The following is a 16,172-nucleotide window of genomic DNA, read 5'->3' on the forward strand; positions in this document are numbered from 1 at the left end:
CGCCGCGTTCAGAACGGCAGCTTGAAGCCCGGGGGCAGCGGCAGGCCCGACGTCATGCCGCTCATCTTTTCCTGCGACGTCGCTTCGGCCTTGCGCACGGCGTCGTTGAACGCAGCCGCGACGAGATCCTCGAGCATGTCCTTGTCGTCCGCGAGCAGGCTCGGGTCGATCGACACGCGACGCACTTCGTTGCGGCACGTCATCGTCACCTTGACGAGGCCCGCCCCCGACTGCCCTTCGACTTCGATCAGCGCAAGCTGCTCCTGCATCTTCTTCATGTTTTCCTGCATTTGCTGCGCTTGCTTCATCAGTCCGGCGAGGTTGCCTTTCAACATGGGAATACTCCTTCTTTCTTGATCGTGTGAAAACCGGCACGCCGAGCGTGCCGGCCGATGTGTGCGGGCGTGATTGTGCCTGTCGCGGTGCGGTCAGTTCAATGCAGCGTCGGCGGCGGGCCGTCCGGCGCCGAATCGGCGAGCGGACGCACCGAGCCCTCGACGATGCGCGCACCGAAGTCGCGCACGAGCTGCTGGACGAACGGGTCGCCATGAATCTCCTGCTCGGCCTCGCGCTGGCGAGCCGCGCGCGCGGCCGCGTCGAGCGCCGCCGCCGTGCGTCGTGCAGGCCCGACCTCGACCGCCACTTCGACCGGCTTGCCGAGCGCATCGGCCAGCGCGGCCTTCAGCTTCGCGACCTGCGCGGCGTCCGCGTACTGCGGCACCGGCACGGAAAGTTTCAACGTGGTCGCATCGACAGCCGTCAGTTCGCTGTTGAACGCGAGCTGGTATGCGACGCCCTTGAGCGGCAGCCGCGCGGCCAGCGCCGGCCATTCGCCGTCGAAACCGACCGGATCGAGCGCGATCGCGGGCGGCAACGGACGCGTGTCGACCGGTGCGGCCGGACGCGCTTCCGCCGGCTGCGGCGCCACGCGCACATCGTCGGGACCGCTGTCGAACACGGGGACGAAGCCATCGTCGGGCCCGCCGAACATCTCGTCGGCGCTGAGCGGCACGTAGTCGTCCGGCGGGATGTCCTCCCACGGCGGCGAAGCCTGGCGCGAATCGGCCGCCTGCGGCGCACGGGCGGCAGCGCGCGGCGTCGGCACCTGCACGGCAGGACGCGGCGCGGCCGGCTTCTCGGCGGCCGGCTGGACCGGTTTCGGTGCGGTGCCTGCCCGCGCACGGTCGGACGACACACGCATCCCCGCGTTGCGCAGCACGTCGAGCGCGGCGGCGGCACCGCCTGCGCGCGATGCCGGACGCGCGGCTGGCTCGGGCGGCGCAGCACGCGGCACCGGTTCGGCCGGCGCAGCCGGTTCGTCGTTTCGTTGCGCAACGGCAGCAGCGGCAGGCGGCTCGGGTTCCTTGCGGGCCGGTAGCGGCATATCGCCGGCCGGCGCCGCTTGCGGCGCCGCATTCGCTTCCGGCTGCGGCGCCTCGACAACTTGCGCATCAACCGGAGCCGGCGCGGATGCCTGGGCTGCAGCCGGCTTCACGGCCGGCCGGCTCGCTTCGGCGCCGGACTGCGCCGGCGCTGAACGCACAACCGGCGCAACGGGGGCAGCCGGTGCGGCAGCCTGCGGACGCACTGCGTCGGCGGCGGCAGCCAATACCGGCTTCGCCGCAGCGGCCGAAGCCGCGGCAGCGCGCGGGCCCGGCACTGCACGCGGCACGGACGGCTGGCCGCCCGGCGCACTGCCGGCGGCAACGGCCGGCTCGAACGCGAGCATCCGCAGCAGCGTCATCGTGAAACCGGCATACTCGTCCGGCGCGAGGCCGAGCTCCGCGCGGCCGACCGTCGCGATCTGATAGAACAACTGCACCTGCTCGGGGCTCAGCGTCTCCGCGAAGCGGCGCAGGTCGGCCGCTTCCGGCCATTCGTCGAGCACCGAGCCCGGCGCGAACTGCGCCCATGCGATCCGGTGCAGCAGGCTCGCGAGATCCTGCAGCGCGGTCGAGAACGACAGGCTGCGCAGCGACATCTCGTCGGCAATCGCGAGGATTTCCGGGCCGCCGCCGGCCGCGAGCGCGTCGAGCAGGCGCACCATGTAAGTCTGGTCGAGCGCGCCGAGCATGCCCGACACGGCCGACTCGGTCACCTCGTTCGCCGAATAGGCGATCGCCTGGTCGGTGAGCGACAGCGCGTCGCGCATGCTGCCCTGCGCGGCACGCGCGAGCAGGCGCAGCGCCTGCGGCTCGAACGTGATCTGCTCTTCGCCGAGGATCCGTTCGAGATGCGACACGATGTGCCCGGCCGGCATCTGCTTCAGGTTGAACTGAAGGCAGCGCGACAGCACGGTGACGGGAATTTTCTGCGGATCGGTCGTCGCGAGGATGAACTTGACGTGCGGCGGCGGCTCTTCGAGCGTCTTCAGCATCGCGTTGAACGCGTGGTTCGTCAGCATGTGCACTTCGTCGATCATGTAGACCTTGAAGCGCGCATCGACGGGCGCGTACACCGCGCGCTCGAGCAGCGCGGCCATTTCGTCGACGCCGCGGTTGCTCGCGGCATCCATCTCCACGTAATCGACGAAACGCCCCTCGTCGATCTCGCGACAGGCACGGCACACGCCGCACGGCTGCGACGTGACGCCGGTTTCACAGTTGAGTGCCTTCGCGAAGATCCGCGACAGCGTCGTCTTGCCGACACCGCGGGTTCCGGTAAACAGATAGGCGTGATGGAGACGCCCGCCGTCGAGCGCGTGCGTGAGCGCCCTGACGACGTGCTCCTGGCCGACGAGCGAAGCGAAATCCTTCGGACGCCACTTGCGTGCGAGAACTTGATAGGTCATCGGGAAATTGTATCAGTAACGCTGCGTTGCGCCGACACGCGAAACGGTGCGAAAGACGGGCAAAGTGCAGGTAAAACGGAGTGTGACGCGGAAATAAAAAACGCCCTGCGAACGGGGCGAGAAGGAAGGTGACGAGCCCGACCCTCGGCACTGGCGGAAAACGATTGTGGCTGCTTCGTTCCCGACCTGACCAGGTTCACCGCCCCACCATGCGAGGAGGCCCGTCACGGCATATTCTATCACCGCTTCCGGACGAATGCGACCGTTTGTTCGCACCAATGCGAACAACCCTGCCAGCCGACGCGTGTTCAGTGCCCCAAATCGCTACATATATGCTACCCCCTTGTAATTCGCGAGCCGGCCTCCACCTGCGGGGCACAACGGTCGAACGTCGCGTCGTACCCCTACTCGCGTAGCGGCTACTATCGCCGCCCGCAGCAGATAGCAATTTAGGCTAATATGACGCCCGAACGACCCGCGAGCCGCGGCATGCAGCGCTTACGCCCCTCTTTCTTCCGGGGAGCGGAGTGACCTGCCGCGGCGGCCGGCAGCCTACGGCGGCCGGTACGCCGCAACGCGCAAGCAGGCAGTCCCCGAACCGTAAGAGGTATTGACCCAATGAGCGAACAGATCAAACACATCAGCGACGCATCGTTCGAACAGGACGTCGTCAAGTCCGACAAGCCCGTGCTCGTCGATTTCTGGGCCGAATGGTGCGGCCCGTGCAAAATGATCGCCCCGATCCTCGACGAAGTCGCAAAGGACTACGGCGACAAGCTGCAAATCGCGAAGATCAACGTCGACGACAACCAGGCCACGCCCGCGAAGTTCGGCGTGCGCGGCATCCCGACGCTGATCCTGTTCAAGAACGGCGCGGCCGCCGCGCAGAAGGTCGGCGCGCTGTCGAAGTCGCAGCTCACCGCATTCCTGGACAGCCACCTGTAATACCGGCAGTTCCGCGGACGTGTTGTCAACCGGCAACACGTCCGTCGTCAAGCCGCCGATCGGCCGCTCAAGCGCGAATCGGCCTATGCTAGAATTAAAAAACGTCTACAAGACGCATTTAAGTCTCTGAGCGCTTCCGCTCGCCCTCCTCCCTTATTTCTTTCGTCGCTTCTCCTCCCTGGCGGGTTCTCCGTATGCATTTATCCGAGCTCAAGTCTCTGCACGTGTCCGAACTGATCGAAATGGCCAATGGCCTCGAGATCGAAAACGCGAACCGCCTGCGCAAGCAGGAGTTGATGTTCGCCATTCTTAAAAAGCGCGCCAAGACGGGAGAGACGATCTTCGGCGACGGTACGCTCGAAGTGCTGCCGGACGGCTTCGGCTTCCTGCGCTCGCCGGAAATGTCGTACCTCGCGAGCACCGACGACATCTATATCAGCCCGTCGCAGATCCGCCGCTTCAACCTGCACACCGGCGACACCATCGAAGGTGAAGTCCGCACGCCGAAGGACGGCGAGCGCTACTTCGCGCTGGTGAAGGTCGACAAAGTCAACGGGCAGCCGCCCGAGGCCTCGAAACACAAGATCATGTTCGAGAACCTCACGCCGCTGCACCCGAACAAGCCGCTGGCGCTCGAACGCGAGATGCGCGGCGAAGAGAACGTCACGGGCCGCATCATCGACATGATCGCGCCGATCGGCAAGGGCCAGCGCGGCCTGCTGGTCGCGTCGCCGAAGTCGGGCAAGACCGTGATGCTCCAGCACATCGCACACGCGATCAAGCAGAACCACCCGGACGTCGTCCTGTTCGTGCTGCTGATCGACGAGCGCCCCGAAGAAGTGACCGAAATGCAGCGCTCGGTCGCCGGCGAAGTCATCGCGTCGACGTTCGACGAACCGGCCACGCGCCACGTGCAGGTCGCCGAAATGGTGATCGAGAAGGCCAAGCGCCTCGTCGAAATGAAGCACGACGTCGTGATTCTGCTCGACTCGATCACGCGTCTCGCACGCGCATACAACACCGTGATCCCGGCATCGGGCAAGGTGCTGACGGGCGGTGTCGACGCGAACGCACTGCAGCGTCCGAAGCGCTTCTTCGGCGCGGCGCGCAACATCGAGGAAGGCGGCTCGCTGACGATCATCGGCACCGCGCTGATCGAAACCGGCAGCCGCATGGACGACGTGATCTACGAAGAGTTCAAGGGCACCGGCAACATGGAAGTGCACCTCGAGCGCCGCCTCGCGGAAAAGCGCGTCTATCCGTCGATCAACCTGAACAAGTCGGGCACGCGTCGCGAGGAAATGCTGATCAAGCCCGAGATCCTTCAAAAGATCTGGGTGCTGCGCAAGTTCATCCACGACATGGACGAAGTCGAGGCAATGGAATTCCTGCTCGACAAGATTCGCCAGACGAAGAGCAACTCCGAGTTCTTCGACCTGATGCGTCGCGGCGGCTGATCGCCCCGCGCCGCAACGAACGGCCGCCCGCGCATCCTGCCCGGCGGCCGTTTTTTTGCCCCAACCTGAACGTGAACGTATAGGTTGATCTATAATCGCGGCATCGCCCCGACCGAATCCCCCCCGATGCCGAACGACGCCTCCACCCCGCTGCTGACCGTGAGCGACGCCGCATCGCGGCTCGGCGTCACGCCGCGCACGCTGAAGTATTACGAAGAGCGCGGGCTCGTCACGCCGTCGCGCAGCGAAGGCCGCTACCGCCTCTACGACGAAGCCGATCTCGAACGCTTCGCGCGCATCCTGCGGCTGCGCGCGCTCGGCTTCTCGCTGCACGGCATCACCGAAATGCTGAAGCGCCCGCTGGAGGAAACGGGCGACGGCCGGCGCCGCTACTCGGACGCGTCGCTGCGCGACATCCGCACCGGCCTCGCCGAGCAGATCGACACGCTCGACCGGCGGATCGCGGCCGTCCAGCGCGAACTGAAGGAAGCCGTCGCGCTGCGCAAGGAACTGCGGCATGACATCGACTACGTCGAGCGGCGTCTCGCCGGCGAAAACCCCGATGCGCTGATCGCGCAGCGGCGGGCCGAAGCCGGCACGCGGCGCACTCGCAAGGATCGCGAATGAACGCGGTGCCCGGCCGCTCGCCGCTATGGAGCCGCGCGAACCTGCGCGCGGACCTGTTCCCGTGGGCGCTCGCGCTCGTCACCGGCATCGACTACTTCGACAATGCGGCCTTCTCGTTCTTCGCGAGCTACATCGCGGGCGGCATCAACGCATCGCCCGACGAACTCGTGTGGTCGTCGAGCGCGTACGCGGTCACGGCCGTGCTCGGCATCCTGCAGCAGCAATGGTGGGTCGATCGGCTCGGGCATCGCCGCTACGTCGCGGGCTGCATGCTGATGTTCTCGTTCGGAGCGATCGCGGCCGCGCTCGCCGACACGTCGCTGGAACTCGCGTTCGCGCGAGGTTTCCAGGGCTACTTCATCGGCCCGATGATGGGCGCGTGCCGGATCCTGATCCAGATCAGCTTCAAGCCGCGGGAACGGCCGCCCGCGACGCGCGCGTTCCTGATCATGATCCTGCTCGGCAGCGCGCTCGCGCCGATCGTCGGCGGGCTGCTCGTCGCGCATTCGACGTGGCGCGCGCTGTTCGCATGCACGGCGCCCGCCGGCATCGCGTTCGCGATCCTCGCGCTGCTCACGCTGCCCGATTCGGGCAGGACGCCCGACGACGAACGCGGCTCCGGGCACTTCTGGCCGTATGTCGTGTTCGCGCTCGCGCAAGGTGCGCTGCAGATCGTGCTGCAGCAGGTGCATTACCAGCTCTACAGCGGCTCGCCGACGCTGATCCTGCTGACGATCCTGGGGATCGGCGCACTCGCATGGTTCGCGTATCACCAGTGGCATCACCCGACGCCGCTCGTGCGGCTGCATGCATTCCGCGAAAGGACGTTCCAGGTCGGGCTGCTGCTCTACATGTTCTATTACTACGAGACGACGGGTTTCAGTTACCTGACATCGCGGTTTCTCGAAGGCGGGCTCGGCTATCCGGTCGAGAACGCCGGGCGCCTGGTCGGCACGATGTCGCTGATCTCGGCCACCGCGCTGTTCGCGTACCTGCGCTACGCGAAATTCGTCACGCACAAGAAGTGGTTCGTCGTGCCGGGGTTCGCGATCGCCGTCACGGCCGCGCTGTGGATGACGCGGATGACGCCGCAGGTCGGCGAAGCCGCGCTGACCGTCCCGCTGCTGCTGCGCGGGCTGCTGCTGCTCTTCATCGTGCTGCCGGTGGCCAACCTGACGTTCCGGATCTTCGCGATCGACGAGTACACGCACGGCTACCGGCTGAAGAACATCGTGCGGCAACTGACGATCTCGTTCGCGACGTCGTCGGTGATCATCGTCGAGCAGCATCGCGTGGCCGTGCACCAGACGCGGCTCGTCGAGCGTACGAACGTGTTCGACCCGATGTTCCAGCAGACCGTCGACGCCCTGACGCGCAGCTATGCGGCCGCCGGGCACGCGCTGAACGAAGCGCACGGCCTCGCGATCGCCGCCATCGCCCGCATGGTCGCGCAACAGGCGTCGTTCCTCGCGTCGCTCGACGGCTTTTACTTCCTGGCGGGCGTCGCGCTCGTCGGCGGCCTCTTCGCGGCATGGCAAAAAGAGATCGATTGAGTTAAAAGACAGGGTTTGGATTTCCGTCCGCAGCCTCCATGCTCTCGAAACTCACCCGCTGGTTCGACGACCGCCGCCGCGACCGCGCGCTGCGCAGCCACCCGATTCCCGACGCGCTGTGGCAGGACACCGTCGAGCGCCTGCCGTTCCTCGCGACGCTGTCGCCCGACGCGCTCGGCCGGCTGCGCGAGCTGACGAGCCTGTTCATCGCGAAGAAATCGTTTTCGACCGCGCACGGGCTCGAACTGACGGACGCGATGATCGTCGCGATCGCCGCGCAAGCCTGCCTGCCGGTGCTGAATCTCGACCTGTCGCTGTACGACGGCTGGGTCGGCGTCGTCGTGTATCCGGGCGAATTCGTGATCCGCAAGACCGTGCAGGACGAGGACGGCGTCGTCCACGAAGTCGAGCAGGATGCGAGCGGCGAGGCATGGGAAGGCGGCCCCGTGATCCTGTCGTGGGAAGACGCGCAGATGACGGACGGCCATGACGCGTACAACGTCGTGATCCACGAGTTCGCGCACAAGATCGACATGGTCAACGGCGCGGCCGACGGCTATCCGCCCCTTTTTCGCCGCTGGCACGCGCCGCACCTCGACGCGCAGGCGTGGGCCGACGTGTTCGAGCATGCGTACGACCAGTTCTGCGCACGCGTCGACGCGGTGCCGGACCGCGCGTGGGCGCGCTTCGAGCGGGAATCGCCGATCGATCCGTATGCGGCCGACCACCCGTCGGAATTCTTCGCGGTGTGCAGCGAAGCGCTGTTCGTGCGGCCGAAAGCGTTCGAGTCCGAATTTCCGGAGCTGTACCGGCTGCTCGCCTGCTATTACCGTCAGGATCCGGCGGGCACCGGCGCGCTCGACGCACCGTGAAAATTATTCGTCAACCATCTGATTTTCTGGCATAATCGCCGTTTTTCGACCTTAGGCAAGTGGCTCGCGCCGGGCTTGGCGTCGTCCGGTATGCGCAATGTGCGCGCTCCGGCACGGCAAGCGGCGGGTTGGCTACCGCTCTCACCAAGGAAAGACCATGAAAGAAGGCATCCACCCGAACTACCGCGAAGTCGTCTTCCAAGACATGTCGAACGGCTTCAAGTTCATCACGCGCTCGACGATCCAGACGCGCGAAAACATCGAACTCGACGGCAAGACCTACCCGCTCGCCAAGATCGAAGTGTCGTCGGAATCGCACTCGTTCTACACGGGTCAGCAAAAGATCATGGACACGGCAGGCCGTGTCGAGAAGTTCAAGAACAAGTTCGGCGTACGCGCCAGCGGCAAGGCGAAGTAAGCTTCGCACCGCATCCGGTGGTTGCAACGCACCGGTATCGCACAAAAAGGGCAGCCCAGGCTGCCCTTTTTTGTCTCTGCTCGCCGGGAAAGCACCGGCCGGCGCCCGGGCAACGACCTGACGCGCAACAGCCGGCGCGTCTACAATGCCGGATGCTCGAAACCGGCTCGACCGTGCGCACCCGCGCCGCCCGCCCGCCCATAACAAAACGCTCATCTGCATGAAGCCTGTCGTCCGTCTCACCGCCTCCGCCACGCGTGCGCTGCCGCGCTGGCTGCTGCTCACGCTCTGCTTCGTCTACGCCGCGTTCGGCCTGTTCGGCCGCGACCCGTGGAAAAACGAGGACGCGGCGGGCTTCGGCGTGATGTGGACGATGGCCAAGGGCGGCTGGCACGACTGGCTGCTGCCGAACCTGGTCGGCAAGTTCATCACGACCGACGGGCCGCTCGGCTACTGGCTCGGCGCGCTGTCGATCCGCGGCCTCGGCCCGTGGGTCGATGCAAGCAACGCGTCGCGCGTCGACACGGGCGTGCTGTTCTGCGTCGCGTGCGCGTTCGTCTGGTATGCGGCCTACCTGCTCGGCCGGCGCGCCGAGGTCCAGCCGTTCAAGTACGCGTTCGGCGGCGAGCCGGAGCCGCGCGACTACGGCCGCACGCTCGCCGACGGCGCGCTGCTGGTCCTCGTCGCGTGCTTCGGCCTCGCGGAACGCGGGCACGAAACAACGCCGCAGGTCGCGCAGTTCGCGTGGATCGCGATGCTCGTCTACGGGATCGTGCGCGGCATCGACAAGCCGATGCAGGGCGCGCTGTGGTGGGGCCTCGCGATCGGCCTCGTCGCGCTGTCCGGCAACCCGGTGCTGGTCGTCGCGCTGCTCGCCGGCACCGCCGCGCTGTGGCTCGTCACGCCCGAGATGCGCAACCTGCGCCTGCCGCTGGTCGGCGTGCCGCTCGCGGCCGCGATCTTCGCGCTGTGGCCGCTTGCCGCGTTCGTCGCGGCGCCCGACGACGCCGCGTGGTTCTTCAACCAGTGGATCCACGGCAGCCTGATGCGCTTTTCGGGCCCGCCGACCGCCGTGCTCGCGTATGCGGCGAAGAACCTGCCGCTGTTCACGTGGCCCGCATGGCCGCTCGCGATCTGGGCGTGGTGGAGCTGGGCCGGCATGCGCCGCCGCGCGCACATCGCGATTCCGCTGTCGGTCGCCGTGCCGCTCGTCGCGCTCGTGATCCTGCAGAGCCAGCAATCGAACCGCATGTACATGCTGTTGCTGCCGCCGCTCGCGGTGCTCGCGACGTTCGCGCTGCCGACCCTCAAGCGCGGTGCGATCAACGCGTTCGACTGGTTCGCGGTACTGAGCTTCACGATCCTCGGCACCTTCGTATGGCTCGTATGGCTCGCGTCGCTTACGGGTTTCCCGCATCCGCTCGCGCGCAACCTCGCGCGCCTCGTGCCGGGCTACGAACCGCATTTCAAGATCCTGTCGTTCATCTGCGCGGTGATCGTCACCGTGTGCTGGTGCGTGCTCGTGCGCTGGCGCGTCTCGCGGCAGCCGAAGGTGCTGTGGCGCAGCGTCGTGCTGTCGGGCGCCGGCACCACGCTCATGTGGGTGCTGCTGATGACGCTGTGGCTGCCGATCGTCAACTACGGCCGGACCTATCGCGATGTCGCGCAACAGATCGCGCTGCACCTGCCGTCCGACTACGAGTGCATCTCGCCGGTGCGGCTTGGCGATGCGCAAATCGCGACCTTCGCGTACTTCGGCAACATGCACTTCGATTTCTCCGGCGACTGCGACGTGATCCTGCGCCAGGACCGTTCCGACTTCGGCGAGCCGAGCGCGATGTCGCAATATGTGTGGCGTCTCGTGTGGGAAGGCCGCCGCGTCGCCGACCGCGATGAACGCTTCCGCCTGTACGAGCGCATCGAACGGCCGAAGACGCCCGTCAAGCGGCGCCCGCCGCGCCGCCGGGCAGCCGATTGACGATGTTCGGCGACATCCGCCGGATCGTCGGTCTCGCGTGGCCGGTGCTGGTCGGCCAGCTCGCGATCATCGCGTTCGGCGTGATCGACACCGCGATGGTCGGCCGCTACTCGGCCACCGATCTCGCCGCGCTCGGGCTCGGCTCGTCGATCTATGTGTCGATCTACATCGGCCTGACGGGCATCCTGTCCGCGCTGCAGCCGATCACCGGGCAACTGTACGGCGCGCGGCGCTATGCCGAGATCGGCGAGGAAGTCCGCCAGGCACTGTGGCTCGCGCTGCTGCTCGCGGTGCCCGGCTTCCTGCTGCTGCATTTTCCCGAGCCGCTGCTGCGCGTCGCGCACGCGCCCGCCGTGCTGCACGAGCGCACCGTCGACTACCTGCGCATCCTGTCGTACGGGCTGCCCGCCAGCCTCGTCTTCCGCATCTACAACGCGCTGACCAACGCGGCCGGCAAGCCGCGGCTTGCGATGATCCTGCAGATCGGTGCGTTGCTGCTCAAGTTTCCGCTCAACGTGTGGTTCATCTTCGGCGGGTTCGGCGTGCCGGCCCTCGGCGGCCCCGGCTGCGGGCTTGCCAGCACGCTGATCAACTGGGCGCTCGCGCTGATCGGCTATACGCTGCTCGCGAAGCTCGACGTGTTCGCGCCGCTCGCGATCTTCTCGCGCTTCTGCTGGCCCGTCTGGGAGCGCCAGAAGGCGATCCTGAAACTCGGCGTGCCGATGGGCCTGTCATACCTGATCGAGGTCACGTCGTACACGTGCATGGCGCTGTTCATCGCGCAGTTCGGCACGACGACGCTCGCCGGCCACCAGATCGCCGGCAACATCGGCGCGGTGCTGTACATGACGCCGCTGTCGATCGGCGTGGCGGCCTCGACGCTGGTCGCTCGTGCGCTCGGCGCCGGACGCCCCGAAGAAGCACGGCTGCTCGGCCGGCACAGCGTGATTTTCGCGTGCGGCGTTGCCGCGACATACGGCTTGCTCGTCTTTACGCTGCGCCCGCTGATCGTCGGCGGCTATACGCCGAACCCGGCCGTCGCCGCGGCCGCGATGCCGCTCGTCGCGATCGTCGCGTGCTACCACGTGTTCGATGCGCTGCAGGTCACGTCGGCGTTCGTGCTGCGCGCGTACAAGGTCGCGATCGTGCCGACCGTGATCTATGCGGTCGCGCTGTGGGGCGTCGGGCTCAGCGGCGGCTACGTGCTCGGCTTCGATGTGGGCGGCATCGCGCCCGCATGGCTGACCGGCGCGCGCGGCTTCTGGTTCGCGAACACGGTCAGCCTGATGCTCGCGGGCGCCGGGCTCGTGTTCTACCTGCGCCACGTAAGCCGCGCACACGTATCGGCCCAGGCCTGACGCACCGCCCGCTACGCATCCGCCAGCACGTCGGCCGCGTGATAGGACGACCGCACGAGCGGACCGGCAACGACTTCCCTGAAACCGAGCGCCAGCGCCTCGTCGCGCCACGCGGCGAATGCGTCCGGGCTCACGTAGCGCCGCACCGGCAGATGGTGCTCGGACGGCGCCAGATACTGGCCGAGCGTCAGCACGTCGACTTCGTGCGCGCGCAGGTCGCGCAACGTGTCGCGCACCTCGTCGTCGCGCTCGCCGAGCCCGAGCATCAGCCCCGACTTCGTCACGAGCGTCGGCCGCGCGGCCTTCGCCTGCGCGAGCAGTTCGAGCGAGCCGCGATAGTCGGCGCCCGGACGCGCCGCGCGATACAGCGACGGCACCGTCTCGATGTTGTGGTTGAACACGTCCGGCCAGGCCGACGACAGCGCGTCGAGCGCGCGCGCCACACGGCCGCGAAAGTCAGGCGTCAGCACTTCGACGCCGATACCCGGCGCGCTCGCGCGCACCGCCGCGATGCACGCGGCGAAATGCGCGGCGCCGCCGTCGCGCAGGTCGTCGCGGTCGACCGACGTGATCACGACGTAGCGCAGCCCGAGCGCCGCGACCGCATCGGCCAGCCGCGCGGGCTCGTCGGGATCGAGCGGCTCGGGACGGCCGTGCGCGACGTCGCAGAACGGGCAACGCCGCGTGCAAAGCCCGCCCATGATCATGAAGGTCGCGGTGCGCCGCGCGAAGCATTCGCCGATGTTCGGGCACATCGCCTCCTCGCAGACGGAATGCAGCCGATGGTCGCGCAGCACGGCAGCCATGTCGGCCACCGCCGCGCTCATCATCGGCCGCGCGCGCAGCCACGGCGGCTTCGGCAGCGCCGCGCCGGCCGCGGGCTCGACGCGCACCGGAATGCGCGCGAGCTTGTCGCGGCTTCTCGCGCCCGGCTGGCCGAGCGCCGTGAGGCTGGGTCGTTCGAGCGCGGCGGCCATCGTCAGTCTCCGAGAAACGCGACGATCAGGCGGTTCACGTCGGCGGCCGCCTCCATCTGCACCATGTGCCCGCTGCCGGCGATCACCTCGGCGCGCACGCCGTCCGGCAAGCCCCGCGCGTGCTGCGCGGGGATCACCTGGTCGCGCTCGCCCCAGATCACGAGCGTGCGCGGCGCGAGCGACGCGAGCCGGTCGCGGAACACGCGCCGCTGCGCCGCGCCGTCGAACGCGGCGTTCGCGATTTTCTCCAGCGCGGCCTGTACGCCTTCGAGCCGCTTGTACTTGACGAGATCCTCGACGAGCTGCCGCGTCACGAGCGCGTTGTCCGCGAACAGCGCACCGAGGTGCGGCTTCAGCGTGTTGCGGCTGTTGCCGGCGACGAAGCCGTCGATATAGACGCGGTTGATGTCGGTGCCAAGCCCCGCGCTCGCGATCAGCGTCAGCGACGCGACGCGCTGCGGCGCGCGTTCGGCCGCGGCCATCGCGACCGCGCCGCCCATCGAATGGCCGATCAGGTGCGCGCGGTCGATGTGCTGCGCATCGAGCAGCGCGAGCACCGCGTCCGCCAACTCATCGAGGCTGCCGGTGTCGACCGCCTTGCCCGACTCGCCATGACCGGGCAAGTCGAGCGCCCATACGGGCCGGTGCGCGGCGAGATCCGCGTGATTGAACAGCCAGTTGTTCAGGTCGCCGCCGAAGCCGTGGATCAGCACGGCGGGCGTGCCCGCGCCGTCGCCGAGCCTCAGGAAGCGCACCGTACGGCCGCCGATCTGCGCCTTCTCGGGCTGCGGGCCCGCCGCTTCGTCCGATGCCGCACTCGGCACGAAATCGCGCTGGAACTCGGCGATCGCCGCATCGATGTCGGCATCGCTCGCGTCAGCCGCCGCGACGACGCCGAGCAGCGCGCCGACCGGCAGCGTTTCGCCTTCCTGCGCGACCTGCCGGCGCAGCGTGCCGTCGAACGCGCATTCGACGCCCGACGAGATCTTGTCGGTCTCGACGTCGAGCACTTCGTCGCCCTTCGTCACGCGTTCGCCGATCGCCTTCAGCCAGCCGTTGACCTGCCCCTGCTCCATCGACAGCCCCCACTTGGGCATCGTGATCATGTGAATCGACATCGTGTCAGCTCCTCGTCTTCAGGACCGCCTGCGCAATCGCATCGGCGGACGGGATATACAGGTCTTCCAGCACGCTCGCGAACGGCGCGGGCGTATGCGGCGCGGTCACGAGCTCGATCGGCGCCTTGAGCGTTCGGAACGCGCGCTGTGCGACGAGCGCGGCGATGTCGGTCGCGATCGAGCAGCGCGGGTTCGCTTCGTCGACGACCACCACGCGCCCGGTGCGCGCCGCGCTTTCGAGGATGGTTTCCTCGTCGAGCGGCGACGTCGTGCGCAGGTCGATCACGTCGACCTGGATACCGTCCTTCGCGAGCTTCGCGGCCGCATCCATCGCGAGATGCACCATCCTGCCGTACGTGACGATGGTCGCGTCGTCGCCGTCGCGCATCACGTTCGCCTCGCCGAACGGAATCGCATAGGACTCCTCCGGCACGTCGCCCTCGCGCGTGTAAAGCAGCTTGTGCTCGAGGAAGATCACGGGATCGTCGTCGCGGATCGCCTGGATCAGCAGCCCCTTCGCGTCGTACGGCGTCGACGGGCACACGACCTTCAGCCCCGGGATGTGCGTGAACAGCGACGTGAGCATCTGCGAGTGCTGCGCAGCCGCGCGCAGCCCGGCGCCGTACATCGCGCGGATCACGACCGGCGTCACCGCCTTGCCGCCGAACATGTAGCGGAATTTCGCGGCCTGGTTGAAGATCTGGTCGAAGCACACGCCCATGAAATCGATGAACATCAGTTCCGCGACGGGCCGCATCCCGCACGCGGCCGCGCCGACCGCCGCGCCGATGTAGCCGCCTTCGGACAGCGGCGTATCGAGCACGCGCCCCGGAAACTTGTGGAACAGCCCCTTCGTCACGCCGAGCACGCCGCCCCACGCGTCGTCCTCGCCCGGCGCGCCCGCGCCGCCCGCATTGTCCTCGCCCATCACGATCACGCTGTCGTCGCGCGCCATCTCCTGCGCGAGCGCCTCGTTGATCGCCTGCGAATAAGTGATCTTCCTTGCCATGTCTGTCTCCTGGAATGTTCGGTTCGCCGTGCCGGCTGCGGTGTCAGGCCGCGCTCACGGATACGACACGTAGACGTCGGTCAGCAGGTCGGCCGCGTCGGGCAGCGGCGCGGCCTTCGCCTGCGCGACCGCGTCGTCGATCAGCGCCTTCACCTGGGCGTCGACCGCGCGCAGATCGTCGGTCGTCAGCGCTTCGGCGCGCACGACACGCGTCTCGAAATGCTTCAGGCAGTCCTTCTCGTCGCGCAGCTTCTGCACCTCGCCGGGTGCGCGGTAGGTCTGCGCATCGCCTTCGAAATGGCCGAAATAGCGCGTGAACTTCACCTCGACGAGCGTCGGGCCGCCGCCGTTGCGCGCACGCTCGACGGCCTCGCCGAGCGCTTCGTGCACCGCGAAGAAGTCGAAGCCGTCGACGATCACGCCCGGCATCCCGAACCCGTTCGCGCGATCGGCGATGTTGTCGGTCGCGACCGACCAGCTCGACGACGTCGCTTCCGCATAACCGTTGTTTTCGGCGACGAAGATCGCGGGCAGCCGCCACACCGATGCGAGGTTCATCGATTCGAAGATCACGCCCTGGTTCGACGCACCGTCGCCGAAGAAGCACACGCCGACGCCGCCGGTCTTCCGGTGCTTCGCCGCGAGCGCCGCGCCGCACACGAGCGGACCGCCCGCGCCGACGATCCCGTTCGCGCCGAGCATCCCCATCGACAGGTCAGCGATGTGCATCGAGCCGCCCTTGCCGTGGCAGACGCCGGTCTTCTTGCCATAGATCTCGGCCATCATCCCGCGCACGTCGACGCCCTTCGCGATGCAATGGCCGTGGCCGCGGTGCGTGGTCGCGACGTAGTCGGCGAGGCCGAGGTGCAGCATCGTACCGACCGCGGACGCTTCCTCGCCCGCGTACAGGTGAACGAAGCCGGGGATTTCTCCGGTCGCGAATTCGACGTGCAGGCGCTCCTCGAATTCGCGGATCGTGCGCATCAGCCGGTATGCGTCCAGCAGCTTGTCCCTGCTGAGCTGGGTCGAAACGGTCATGTGTGTCTCCTGGGTAGGTCTGACTGCGAAT

14 protein-coding genes and 1 other RNA gene are annotated in these 16,172 nt (G+C 67.5%); 8 read left to right on the forward strand and 7 right to left on the reverse strand.

Annotated features, from left to right (window positions below):
• Positions 1–8 precede the first annotated feature (8 nt).
• The 3 genes from BT264_RS11830 to ffs all read right to left on the reverse strand — a co-directional run bounded on the left by BT264_RS11830 (position 9) and on the right by ffs (position 3,017).
• Positions 9–335, reverse strand: a complete 327-nt coding sequence (locus tag BT264_RS11830; protein ID WP_006482124.1) for a YbaB/EbfC family nucleoid-associated protein — start codon at positions 333–335, stop codon at positions 9–11.
• A gap of 98 nt (positions 336–433) precedes the next feature.
• Positions 434–2,791, reverse strand: a complete 2,358-nt coding sequence (locus tag BT264_RS11835; protein ID WP_072437224.1) for a DNA polymerase III subunit gamma/tau — start codon at positions 2,789–2,791, stop codon at positions 434–436.
• A 127-nt stretch (positions 2,792–2,918) separates the two neighbouring features.
• Positions 2,919–3,017, reverse strand: an RNA gene (gene ffs / locus BT264_RS11840) — signal recognition particle sRNA small type.
• Between the two features lie 392 nt (positions 3,018–3,409).
• On the opposite strand from ffs, the gene trxA reads away from it, so the two are divergent.
• The 8 genes from trxA (at position 3,410) to BT264_RS11880 (ending at position 11,999) form a co-directional block, all read left to right on the forward strand.
• A complete protein-coding gene (trxA, locus tag BT264_RS11845; RefSeq protein WP_006402348.1) occupies positions 3,410–3,736 on the forward strand; it encodes a thioredoxin TrxA in 327 nt (108 codons plus the stop codon).
• A gap of 194 nt (positions 3,737–3,930) precedes the next feature.
• On the forward strand, positions 3,931–5,193 hold the full coding sequence (gene rho, locus BT264_RS11850; protein ID WP_006753675.1) for a transcription termination factor Rho: 1,263 nt from the start codon (positions 3,931–3,933) through the stop codon (positions 5,191–5,193).
• A gap of 126 nt (positions 5,194–5,319) precedes the next feature.
• Positions 5,320–5,820 (forward strand): MerR family transcriptional regulator, encoded by a 501-nt coding sequence (locus BT264_RS11855; protein ID WP_072437223.1) that lies wholly within the window; start codon positions 5,320–5,322, stop codon positions 5,818–5,820.
• Positions 5,817–7,373, forward strand: coding sequence for an MFS transporter (locus tag BT264_RS11860; protein ID WP_072437222.1), 1,557 nt, complete (start codon positions 5,817–5,819; stop codon positions 7,371–7,373). The genes BT264_RS11855 and BT264_RS11860 overlap by 4 nt, the downstream gene beginning before the upstream one ends.
• A 38-nt stretch (positions 7,374–7,411) precedes the next feature.
• Positions 7,412–8,245 (forward strand): M90 family metallopeptidase, encoded by an 834-nt coding sequence (locus BT264_RS11865; protein WP_072437221.1) that lies wholly within the window; start codon positions 7,412–7,414, stop codon positions 8,243–8,245.
• Between the two features lie 157 nt (positions 8,246–8,402).
• On the forward strand, positions 8,403–8,663 hold the full coding sequence (locus BT264_RS11870; RefSeq protein ID WP_006753671.1) for a type B 50S ribosomal protein L31: 261 nt from the start codon (positions 8,403–8,405) through the stop codon (positions 8,661–8,663).
• Between the two features lie 145 nt (positions 8,664–8,808).
• Positions 8,809–10,641 (forward strand): ArnT family glycosyltransferase, encoded by a 1,833-nt coding sequence (locus tag BT264_RS11875; RefSeq protein WP_110281333.1) that lies wholly within the window; start codon positions 8,809–8,811, stop codon positions 10,639–10,641.
• Between the two features lie 2 nt (positions 10,642–10,643).
• Positions 10,644–11,999 (forward strand): MATE family efflux transporter, encoded by a 1,356-nt coding sequence (locus BT264_RS11880; RefSeq protein WP_072437219.1) that lies wholly within the window; start codon positions 10,644–10,646, stop codon positions 11,997–11,999.
• Positions 12,000–12,010: 11 nt separating this feature from the next.
• On the opposite strand, the gene lipA is transcribed toward BT264_RS11880, so the two are convergent.
• Genes lipA through BT264_RS11900 form a run of 4 tightly spaced genes read right to left on the reverse strand, consistent with a single transcriptional unit; the run spans position 12,011 to position 16,141 of the window.
• A complete protein-coding gene (gene lipA / locus BT264_RS11885; RefSeq protein ID WP_072437218.1) occupies positions 12,011–12,976 on the reverse strand; it encodes a lipoyl synthase in 966 nt (321 codons plus the stop codon).
• A gap of 2 nt (positions 12,977–12,978) precedes the next feature.
• Positions 12,979–14,094, reverse strand: a complete 1,116-nt coding sequence (locus BT264_RS11890; protein WP_072437217.1) for an acetoin dehydrogenase dihydrolipoyllysine-residue acetyltransferase subunit — start codon at positions 14,092–14,094, stop codon at positions 12,979–12,981.
• Between the two features lie 4 nt (positions 14,095–14,098).
• Positions 14,099–15,103 (reverse strand): alpha-ketoacid dehydrogenase subunit beta, encoded by a 1,005-nt coding sequence (locus BT264_RS11895; protein ID WP_072437216.1) that lies wholly within the window; start codon positions 15,101–15,103, stop codon positions 14,099–14,101.
• A gap of 54 nt (positions 15,104–15,157) precedes the next feature.
• Positions 15,158–16,141: a thiamine pyrophosphate-dependent dehydrogenase E1 component subunit alpha gene (locus BT264_RS11900; RefSeq protein WP_072437215.1), complete on the reverse strand. Its 984-nt coding sequence runs from the start codon at positions 16,139–16,141 to the stop codon at positions 15,158–15,160.
• Positions 16,142–16,172 lie beyond the last annotated feature (31 nt).

The organism is Burkholderia sp. NFPP32 (assembly GCF_900119325.1).
Taxonomy (GTDB): domain Bacteria; phylum Pseudomonadota; class Gammaproteobacteria; order Burkholderiales; family Burkholderiaceae; genus Burkholderia; species Burkholderia pyrrocinia_C.